This window comes from Thioclava sp. SK-1 (assembly GCF_001705665.1).
Taxonomy (GTDB): domain Bacteria; phylum Pseudomonadota; class Alphaproteobacteria; order Rhodobacterales; family Rhodobacteraceae; genus Thioclava.
On record NZ_MDHA01000106.1, the window covers coordinates 1 to 9,958 of the forward strand.

The following is a 9,958-nucleotide window of genomic DNA, read 5'->3' on the forward strand; positions in this document are numbered from 1 at the left end:
TTCTGCGCAGCCGTAAATTCAAGCGCACGACCGACAGCGACCACAGCTTCAACATCGCCCCGAACCGTCTGAACCAGGACTTCACGGCGACGGCGCCAAACCAGAAGTGGGCCGGGGACATCACTTATATCTGGACCCGCGAGGGTTGGTCCTATTTATCTGTTATTATTGATCTATATTCGCGGCGTGTGATCGGTTGGGCGATCAGTAACCGCATGAAGCAGGACTTGGCGCTACGTGCCTTGGACATGGCTACAGCTCTGCGTCGGCCACCGCCTGGCTGCATTCATCACACCGATCGTGGTGCGCAATACTGTGCCCACGAGTACCAGAAGCGCCTTCGTCGTCACAAACTCTTGCCTTCGATGAGCGGCAAAGGAGATTGCTTTGATAATTCGGCTGTCGAAAGCTTCTTCAAATCTCTTAAAGCCGAGTTGATCTGGCGAAACACATGGCAAACACGCCGGGATGTCGAGGTCGCGGTGTTCGAATACATCAACGGCTTCTACAACCCGCGCAGGCGCCATTCAGCATTGGACGGCAAATCACCCGTGGCCTTCGAAAAGATCGCCGCCTAAGATGAGCAACACACCGGAACAGAAACGGTGCAGGTCCACTACGCAACTACCAGACCTACAAATCCTATGCGAAGCTCGAGAAAGCTATCGAAGACAATCCCGAGCTTCTCGAGCGCAAGTCCTCACGCAAGGTGGCCCGTTTCATCGATTTCCATGAAACGGCGATGATTCAGAAGGCCGAAGTGATCGTCGAGCACTTCCGTCGACATGCCCTCCCGGAGCTTGCCGGGCAGGCCAAGGCCATGGTCGTGACTGCGAGCCGGGAGCATGCGATCCGGACCCACCAGGCGATCATGAAGTACATCTCCGACAATGGTTACACGGATGTCACCTGCCTGGTCGCCTTCTCGGGCGAGATCTCAATCGACGGGCAGGTATATACCGAGCCGGGCATCAATGGCTTCGCCGAGACGGAGCTGCCCCGCCAGTTCGACGGCGGCCTGTACAATGTCCTCGTGGTTGCCGAGAAATACCAGACCGGCTTTGACCAGCCCAAGCTCGTTGCCATGTATGTCGATCGGCGTCTGAACGGCCTTCAGGCGGTCCAGACCCTTGCCCGCCTCAACCGTATCTATCCGGGCAAGAACCGCACCTATATCCTCGACTTCCGCAATACGGTCGAGGAGATCCAGGCCGCGTTCAAACCGTACTACAACGTGACCCAGCTCGAGGACATCTCGGATCCCAATCAGGTCTACAACCTCGAGGCCCGCCTGAAGGCCTTCGGCGTGCTCGATGCTGCCGAGATCGATCGCTTCGTCACCCGCTTCCTGCAGGCCTCCAAGCGGGCAGATGAACGCCCGGTTCTCGAGGGTATCGTCCGGCAGGCCGTGACCCGCTTCAATGAAAACCTGAACGACGATGACCAGGAGGAATTCCGCCAGGTTCTGGCGTCCTTCTTGCGCTTCTACTCCTTCATCGCCCAGGTGGTGGATCTCGGGGACACGGATCTCGAGAAGCTGCACCTTTACGGCACCTGGCTCAAACGCATCCTGCCCACCCGGCAGGCGCCGCAGGGCGGGGACGTGACCGACGACATGCTTGAAATGGCCGCCTTCCGTCTCCAGAAGGAAAGCGAGGAGCAGGACGCTTCGCTTGGCAAGGATGACAATCAGGCATTGAGCCCGATCGACCGGTTCGGCGCCAATCCTTACACCGAGGAGGAGTCGAAGACCCTCACGGAGATCATCACCTCCTTCAATGCGCGCCACGGCACCGAGTTCTCCGAGGAGGACTACATCCGATTCGAGGCGGTGAACAACGACATCCTCGACGACGACATCTGGGCGGAGATGCTGCGGAATAATGACCCGCGCGACGTTCGCCCTCGGTTCGATGCGGAGTTCATGCGCCGTGCGATCCAGGCGTTCCAGCGGGACAATGCCATGCGGAACGCGTTCATGCAGGACCAGGAGGCGCGGAATATGCTCATGGGGCTGATGTTCCAACGCGCTGTGCGTGGAGCTGGACGGGCGACTTAGAGAGCAAAGCCCCGGGGACGGCGTAGCTGCCCCCGGGCAGTTCAAAGAGGCGTGAAGCCTGGCGCAGAGGTCAAATATGACCTCTGCCGGGAGAGATTCATCATGACCTCACGCCGACTGGCGCAGCGACGATTGTGTGACCGCCAGTGAGGAGGTGCCGTACAAAACAAAAAGAGAACAAAATATCACCCATAGCATTGAACGATCACGTAAAGCGCTATATATTGATGACTGGATCGATTGAGGGAGGCAATCGGCAACTGGGTAATAGAGGAGTTGTCCATGCCCCTTGATCACACGTCCCCTGGGCTTGACGCCCTTCTGATTGCGACCGTTCTTCAGATGGAGCTAAGCCCCCGCGACAACAGGGTGGCTGAGAAGCGCTACAAGCTGATCCCATCACACATTGAGCGCGAAGGCAGTGCTTTGCGCCTCCATGTCGATAATGCCTTGGTCTACGCACAGGGCTCCAGAGCGATTGGAACCACAATCGTTCATGGTGCAGATGAGGATCGTTTCGACCTGGACGCCATTCTCGAATTCGATACGCCGCTCGGCTGGTCACCGCGCCGGGTGTTGGACGAACTCTTCAAGGCCTTCCAAGGCTTCCCGGACGTGCAGGAGATCGAGCGCTGCACACGGTGCATCCAACTTCGCTTTGCCTTCATGCACCTCGATGTGACGCCCATGGATCCCGCGCTGAAGCCGAGGGCAGAACGGGTTGGCGACATCTACCACAGCCCCGACGAAGGTCATGACGAACGCCACAAGGTGAACCCTTACGGATTTGCGGAATGGTTCAAAGGGCAAATTTCCCCTCCCAGCCAGATGTTCCAGGCCCAGGTTCGCAGCCTGCGCAAGCAGCTTGAGATCAAGGACCGGCTTCGGCCCGGCATCATCGTCGCCGATGCAGATATTGACGACCTGCCAGAGACAGTTGACCCCATTCAAGATGCGCCGCAGGTGCTCGCCCTGAAGCTGATGAAACGCTATCTGAACCTCAGGTATGCCAACAGGAACGAGAAACGCCCCATCTCGGTCTATCTGTCAAAAGTGGCCGCGCAAATCCCCCCGAACTCGTTCGGGATTTGCGCCCAGCTTGAAGACCTAGCAGCTGAACTCGATCGTCGGATGAAATACGCTCTCGATACCGGACGTCGGCCGGAAGAGCGCAATCCGGCATTTCCCCAAGAAAATTTCAACGACCGCTGGCCTCAAAATACGCACCAGATGGAAATGTTCCGCGGGGACTTGAGACACCTCTCGACCGAACTGCAACGCGCGCGGATGTCCGATGTGGCACAGATCCAGAAGATCTTCGATGGATTGTTTGGCGAACGGATCAGTGGCAACGCCGTCAGGACATACATGGACAGCTTGTCGAATACTCCGCAGAAAAGTACGTTTGAACTTGGGAAGGGCTTCGTAGCAGCACCAGCGCTCCTTTCACCTGGCGCAGCACGCGCTGCAGCAACCTCCAAGGCGCCCGCACACAATTTCCATGTAGCTGAGCTGCGGAAGAAATGAAGCGGAGCAAGCCCAGATCAGCGGAATCCCAGGTCCAGCGGATGGAGCATAGATGGCCATCCCTAGAGATGCGCGTGTATCGGCCGCTGACCCTCAATGCGGCGCCCTCGATCCAATGGATAGGGAAGATCAGGGGCTTTCAGCGAGAGTATCGGATACTTGCCCAATGGAGTTGGTTGGAAACCGCTGCGGCCCCGTATGTCTTCTTGCTCGACCCAGCTTTGAAGCCGCGGGACGGCGAGGACTATATCGACATCCCCCACCTGATCCTGGACAGCGAGGTCCCAGAGAACTCCGCGCTTTGTCTGTTCGACCCTGACGAGGGTCAATGGGACAACACCATGTGGATTTCGGATACGATCATCCCTTGGGCGTCAGAGTGGCTCCACCATTATGAGTTCTGGCACGTCGACGGCATCTGGCGAGGAGCCAATGCACCCGGCCCAATCAACATCCGCGAAATGCGTCGCCTTGCCGAAGGAGGTCAAGATGGCCAGAGGAGCTAAGCCAGATAACAAGACGCGGATGCTCGTCTGGGGGCGTGCTGCGGGCCACTGCCAGTATCCGGGCTGTTCCAAACGCCTCGACGAAGACTTGGTGGCAGGCGACTTACGTAAGAACAACGCCTATCTTGCCCATATCATCGCTTCCGACCCTGGCGGAGAGCGCGGCGACCCGATCCTGTCACATGAGCTCTCCAACGATCCTACAAACATCATGTTGATGTGTGATCCGCACCACCGTGAGATCGATGCCCCGAACAAGAAGGACCGATACAGCGTCAGCGTCTTGCGGCAGATGAAGGAACAGCACGAAGACAGGATCGCGCACCTGTTCTCCAATCCTTTGATCAAACCTGCCCATGTCCTGCGGGTCGCGGCTTCCATCGGAGAGAATGAAACCAGCATCCCCCTGTCTGACTGCATCGCGGCCATGGGGAATGAGTTCTACCTGGCAGACCGCCGCCCGATCGACATCCAGATGCGTGACATCGCGACCAAGGACAGTGACCCTGATTACTATCCGACGGTGCTAAAACTCCTGCGTTCAAAGTATGACCGAGAAATCCGAGGAAGGTTTGAGGAAGGCGAGCTCCAGCACCTGGCGATCTTCGGCTTTGCGCCGATGCCGGTCTTGATGGAGCTGGGTCGGCTTCTATCTGACCTCTCGGCTGTCTCCCTATACGGCAAACACCGTGAACCAAAGCCAGGCTGGGCATGGCCAGACGATCAACCTCCCCTTGGCTTCTCAATGTTCAAGGGAAGAAAGGGATCGAAAAAAGTCGCACTCAAGCTGTCGGTTTCAGCGGAAATCGTCGACGAGCGCGTGACAGCCGCATATGAGGGCGACGACGTTTCCATTTGGGAAATTCGCAGTAATCGGCTCGGCACTTCAGAGCTGCGTAGCCAGAACGATCTATCTGAGTTTCGCAAAGTCGTCGGCAAGACCTTTGACGCCATCAAAGATCAACACGGGCTGGATGTTGAGCTATCCGTATTTCCGGCTGTGCCAACGGCCTGCGCAATCGAGTTTGGCCGGACGTGGCAGCCGAAGGCCCACCCGGGCTTTCGAATCTTCGATCAAGTGAGGGAGCGAGGTTTCATCGAACGACACTCCATCAAATGACGCCTGCCATCCGTTCACTTAGTTAGCAGCTTGCTGGCCATTGCCTCTGCGCACCAGGATGGCAAGAAGGATGACTGACATGCAGCGCGGCATGAACATGTTGCCCCTGACAGTTCAGCAGGGGCTCGGACAAGATTTTCTGTTTCCGGAACCGCAAGCGCAACCTGGTCGGATCCGTCAGGCAAGGTGGTGTGGCCATGTCAGGCTCAGAACCAGCGCAAGGCGGTAGCAACCCGGCCCGCTACACCAGAGGCTTACCCATCCCCGAAATACTTGTCGGCTTCTCCAACCCCGAAGGTCTCAAGCGCTGTGCGGTCCATCTCGAAACCCTCCGGCCGCACCAGGAAATGCGGGATGAAGGGTCCTCCATAATCCACCACAGGATGGCCCTGATGGGTGTGATGCTCCCCGTTCACTTCCTGGGCCAACATGATGAAGTCGACGAGATACTGGACGCCATTGAACAAGGCACTTCGTTCTGCCGCAGGAAGGTCGACGATTGTTTTCAGGTCAATCACCTGGTTCATCAGGTCGACGAATTCCTGCTCGGTGAAGTTCTTGGGAAGTTGCTTGGCGAAGTCGGACAGGTTCATAGTTGCGCCTTCCGCGAAATAGATGATGCCGACAGTTTCCCGCAGATTCGGGAACTGCCCCTCGAGACAGTGGTAGGCTAGCTTTTCCGGATGGCGCAATAGGAAACATCTTTCGAAATGACCCATGCCCTATTGAGAGAATAGCGAAAAACCGACATCAATCTTATTTCCACACACAGACACCCGAATAATTTGGGAGTGACCAGAAAAATATACACTGTCGGTGGCACTTGATTGGGAACGGCAATAGCATCATCAAATTGCCGGCTGCTTGAGATGAAGCTAAGGGGGAAACAAACGATGGACCAACAGAGTACTGAGCCCTCGAATGAGGCCGCGGCGCTTGCCGACATACTGAAATGGTCTGCTGATCTGCCCGGCTGGCAGCGTGACGCCTTGCGTCGATTGTGCAGCCAGACCAAGCTTGAATCCGCCGATATCGCGGCGCTCGTTGCTGTCTGCAAGGGCGACAATCCCGCAGCTCCGCTGGACGCCAGTCATATCCGTGATCCTGCCGCAAGCCATGCGGTTGTCAGCCTCGGCGCCTTGCATGGACTGTCGAACGTGAATGCGCTCATGCCTGGCGAGCGGCTGTCCTTCGGCAAGACCGGTCTTACCGTGATCTATGGTGACAATGGGGCTGGCAAATCCGGATACGCCCGCGTCCTCAAACAGCTTTGCCGGGCACGCTCACCGAAGGGTGATGCCATCCTTCCGAATATCTATGCCGGTGCAGGCGGCGTACCGACTGCCAGCATCGACTTCTTCATCGGCGGTCAGAAGCGAAACGCGACGTGGAATCAGGGCGGAGCGGTCGATCCTATGCTGTCCGCCGTCAGCGTCTTCGACTCCCGGACCGCCAATGTCCATGTCGAGAACACCAACGATCTCGCCTATACGCCCCTTCCTCTCCGCATTCTCGCCGGCCTCGCGCAGGCGTGCCAAGATGTGAAAGCCGAACTTTCGGCCGAAATCCACAAGCTACAACAGCAGACACCCGTCGTCCTCTCCAAACCCGGATGCAAGCCGGATACGGCGGTCGGCAAGATGATTGCCGGATTGTCTGGAAAGACCAAACCCGAAGCCATTGAGAAGCTGGCAGGCCTGAACGCGCAGGAAGACGCTCAGCTTCAAACCCTCATTTCCGACCTTGCCAGCGATCCCGCCCGGACAGTCCGTCAGCTCCAGGCTCAGGAAACCCGTACCAATGCGGTGATCGAACAGATCAGCAAATTGACCGCCGCAGTCTCTGACCAGAACCGGACCGAGCTCCGCGAGGCTCATGGGCGTCTTGCGACTGCGCGAGCGGCGGCGTTGGCTGCATCCGTCGATCTTTTCGCTGCGGAACCTCTCCCAGACATTGGTTCGGACATCTGGAGAGCCCTGTGGGAAGCGGCTCGAACCTATTCACGCGAAGCGGCCTATACCGAAAAGCCTTTTCCCGTGACAGACCCCGGTGCCCATTGCGTCCTGTGCCAGCAGCTGCTCAGCAAGGAAGCCGCTAACCGACTGAGCAGCTTCGAAGCCTTCGTCCAGGACGAAAGCAAACGTCGTGAAGAGGAAGCCGCCGCAGCTTATTACGAGTTGTTAGAGCAGCTATCCTCACATAGCTTCCCCATGAAAGAACTGCCCTCGTTCGTTACTCTGATCCGCGACGATATTGGCAAGGACGAGCTGGCGAAGACCCTTCGCCGCCAGATCGTCCAACTGTCCTGGCGACTACGGGCGGTGCTTCGAACCCACGCCGACGAGGTTTTGCATACATTGCCGCCGGACGTGATCCCCACACTAGATGGATTACGTGATGTGCTGGACGGGATCGCCACGCGGATCGAAGGCCTGGAATCGGAGGCAGGCTCTCCCCAACGTGCCGCCCTTATCATCGAGCGCGACGGCTTGGCCGACCGGAAGTGGCTCGGCGTTGTGCAAGCCGACGTTCTCGCCCAGATTGAGCGCCGCAAAGCCATCGAGGCCCTGGAAAGGGCCAGCAAGGACACGACCACAAACAAGATCACGACGCAAAGCGCCCGGATAGCCCAGGCTCTTGTGACCAATCGCCTGCGCGGCCGCTTCGCGACCGAAGTCGACAAGCTCGGCGTCGCCGGCCTCGCCATCGAGCTTCAACAGGCTAAGACCTCAGCGGGGGTGCCTTTTTTCCAGGTGCGTCTCATCAACAAACCGAGTGAACCCGTCGGCAAGGTTCTGAGTGAAGGCGAGCATCGTTGCGTAGCGCTCGCCGCCTTCCTCGCCGAGCTGTCGACCATCGACGCGCAGTCGGCCATCGTTTTCGACGACCCGGTTTCCTCTCTTGACCACCTGCACCGCGATCGGGTTGCCACACGCCTGGCCGAAGCGGGCTCCACCCGCCAGGTGATCGTGTTTACGCATGACATGGCCTTTCTGCTGCTGCTCGACGAAGCCTGCCGTGCAACCAAGGATCGCGAGGCAACGCCGGTCGCGTACCGCCTGATCAGCCGTGGCGCCGATAATTCCGGCTTCTGCCATCAGGACCCGCCAGCCAGCGTCATGCCGCTCGACAAGGTGATCGACGGCATGAAGGCTCACCTCGACAATGTGAAGATTCATTACGAGCGCGGCGACCAGGCGAAATGGCTCCGGGAAGTGACGTCATTCCAAGACCAGCTTCGCACTTGCTGGGAACGTGCCGTAGAAGAAGCAGTCGGGCCGGTAATCCGTCGCCTGTCGCGAAAAGTCGATACGACTGGCCTGATCAAGCTGACCGTTCTCACGGATACAGACTGTGTCACCATGCGTGAGGCCTTCGGCCGTTGTTCCGCGCTCCTTCATAGTCAGCCCGGCGAAATCAATCCCCCGTTGCCCTCAGCGTCGGTGATCGAAAGCGAGATCAGCGCGCTGGCGCACTGGATCGTCGACATTCGAGCCCGCCAGGAGAAGGCCGCATGATGTTGCTCCGTCACGCCACGCCCTTCCGCTTTGAAGGTCTCGCTTCATGGTGAAATGGTCCGAACTGAAGCGCGCATCGGACACCATTCTCGCGGTGTGGCCCCATTATCAACCGCTATTCGAACGCTGGTTCATGCAGGAGCTGGTCTACAAGGATGAACACGCACTGATGTCTGACGTCAGCAGCTATGGGACAGATATGAGGATTTGAATAACGGAGGGTTTCTGGTTCATCGTAGCCTTTAAGGAGCGAAGATGAACAAGAAGCCCGGAACATCGAAAGACGCAGCTGACAAGCTGGTCAAAAACATCCGCCGCAAGACCCGCCAGACCTACTCTGCGGAGGAGAAGATCCGCATTGTTTTGGCCGGATTGCGCGGGGAGGAAAGCATCTCGGCGTTATGTCGTCGTGAGGGCATTTCTGACAGCCTGTATTACACTTGGTCGAAGGAATTCCTTGAGGCTGGAAAGCGTCGTCTTTCCGGCGACACGGCGCGTCAAGCGACATCGCCTGAGGTGAAGGAGTTGAGATCTGAGGCTATGGCCCTGAAGGAATGCGTGGCCGACCTCACCTTGGAAAACCGTCTGCTCAAAAAAAGCATGACAGGGGCTAGGGAGTTCGAGGAATGAGGTATCCAGCAACCGAGAAGTTGGAGATCATTCGCACAGTTGAAGGGTCGCATCTGCCAACCAAGAAGACCCTTGATATGCTGGGCATCCCGCGCACCACATTCTACCGATGGTATGACCGATATGTCGAAGGTGGCTTTGATGCCCTGGCAGATCGTTCGCCACGTCCAAAGTCGGTCTGGAACCGCATCCCTGATGTCCGCCGTGACGATCTGATCGAGTTTGCGTTGGAGCATGAGGCACTGACCACACGCGAGCTGGCCGTTAAATATACCGATGAGAAGCGATATTTTGTTTCTGAATCATCGATTTACCGCATCCTGAAAGCCGCTGATCTGATTACTGCGCCGGACTACGTGGTGATCAAGGCCGCCGATGAGTTCACGGACAAGACCACCGCCATCAACCAGATGTGGCAGACTGACTTTACCTACTTCAAGGTCATTGGCTGGGGCTGGTATTACTTGTCCACCATCCTCGACGACTACAGCCGCTACATCATCGCCTGGAAGCTCTGCACGAACATGCGGGCCGAGGATGTGACCAGCACGATCGAGCTGGCGCTTCAGGCATCGGGCTGCGACCAAGCCGTGGTCCG

General features: G+C 57.7%; 8 protein-coding genes and 1 pseudogene. 8 read left to right on the forward strand and 1 reads right to left on the reverse strand.

What is annotated here, in order from left to right; translation table 11 throughout:
* The 5 genes from BFP70_RS20105 to BFP70_RS20125 form a co-directional block, all read left to right on the forward strand.
* Positions 1-578 (forward strand): IS3 family transposase (locus BFP70_RS20105; protein WP_066013923.1); only part of this gene is annotated, 578 nt, incomplete at its 5' end.
* Positions 579-709: 131 nt separating this feature from the next.
* Positions 710-2,059 (forward strand): hypothetical protein, encoded by a 1,350-nt coding sequence (locus tag BFP70_RS21510; protein ID WP_255356797.1) that lies wholly within the window; start codon positions 710-712, stop codon positions 2,057-2,059.
* 282 nt (positions 2,060-2,341) lie between these two features.
* Positions 2,342-3,586: a nucleotidyltransferase gene (locus BFP70_RS20115; protein ID WP_066013925.1), complete on the forward strand. Its 1,245-nt coding sequence runs from the start codon at positions 2,342-2,344 to the stop codon at positions 3,584-3,586.
* Between the two features lie 68 nt (positions 3,587-3,654).
* On the forward strand, positions 3,655-4,092 hold the full coding sequence (locus BFP70_RS20120) for a hypothetical protein (RefSeq protein ID WP_255356798.1): 438 nt from the start codon (positions 3,655-3,657) through the stop codon (positions 4,090-4,092).
* Positions 4,076-5,212: an SAVED domain-containing protein gene (locus BFP70_RS20125; RefSeq protein ID WP_066013929.1), complete on the forward strand. Its 1,137-nt coding sequence runs from the start codon at positions 4,076-4,078 to the stop codon at positions 5,210-5,212. Before BFP70_RS20120 ends, BFP70_RS20125 begins: the two co-directional genes overlap by 17 nt.
* Positions 5,213-5,466: 254 nt before the next feature.
* On the opposite strand, the gene BFP70_RS20130 is transcribed toward BFP70_RS20125, so the two are convergent.
* Positions 5,467-5,904 (reverse strand): hypothetical protein, encoded by a 438-nt coding sequence (locus tag BFP70_RS20130; RefSeq protein ID WP_255356799.1) that lies wholly within the window; start codon positions 5,902-5,904, stop codon positions 5,467-5,469.
* A 201-nt stretch (positions 5,905-6,105) separates the two neighbouring features.
* On the opposite strand from BFP70_RS20130, the gene BFP70_RS20135 reads away from it, so the two are divergent.
* The 3 genes and pseudogenes from BFP70_RS20135 to BFP70_RS20545 all read left to right on the forward strand — a co-directional run.
* Positions 6,106-8,730 carry an AAA family ATPase gene (locus tag BFP70_RS20135; protein WP_066013932.1) on the forward strand — a complete coding sequence of 875 codons (2,625 nt, stop codon included), beginning with the start codon at positions 6,106-6,108 and terminating at the stop codon, positions 8,728-8,730.
* Between the two features lie 46 nt (positions 8,731-8,776).
* Positions 8,777-8,941, forward strand: a complete 165-nt coding sequence (locus tag BFP70_RS21185) for a hypothetical protein (protein ID WP_176715613.1) — start codon at positions 8,777-8,779, stop codon at positions 8,939-8,941.
* Between the two features lie 44 nt (positions 8,942-8,985).
* Positions 8,986-9,958: pseudogene (locus BFP70_RS20545) on the forward strand (helix-turn-helix domain-containing protein); the annotation flags it as partial.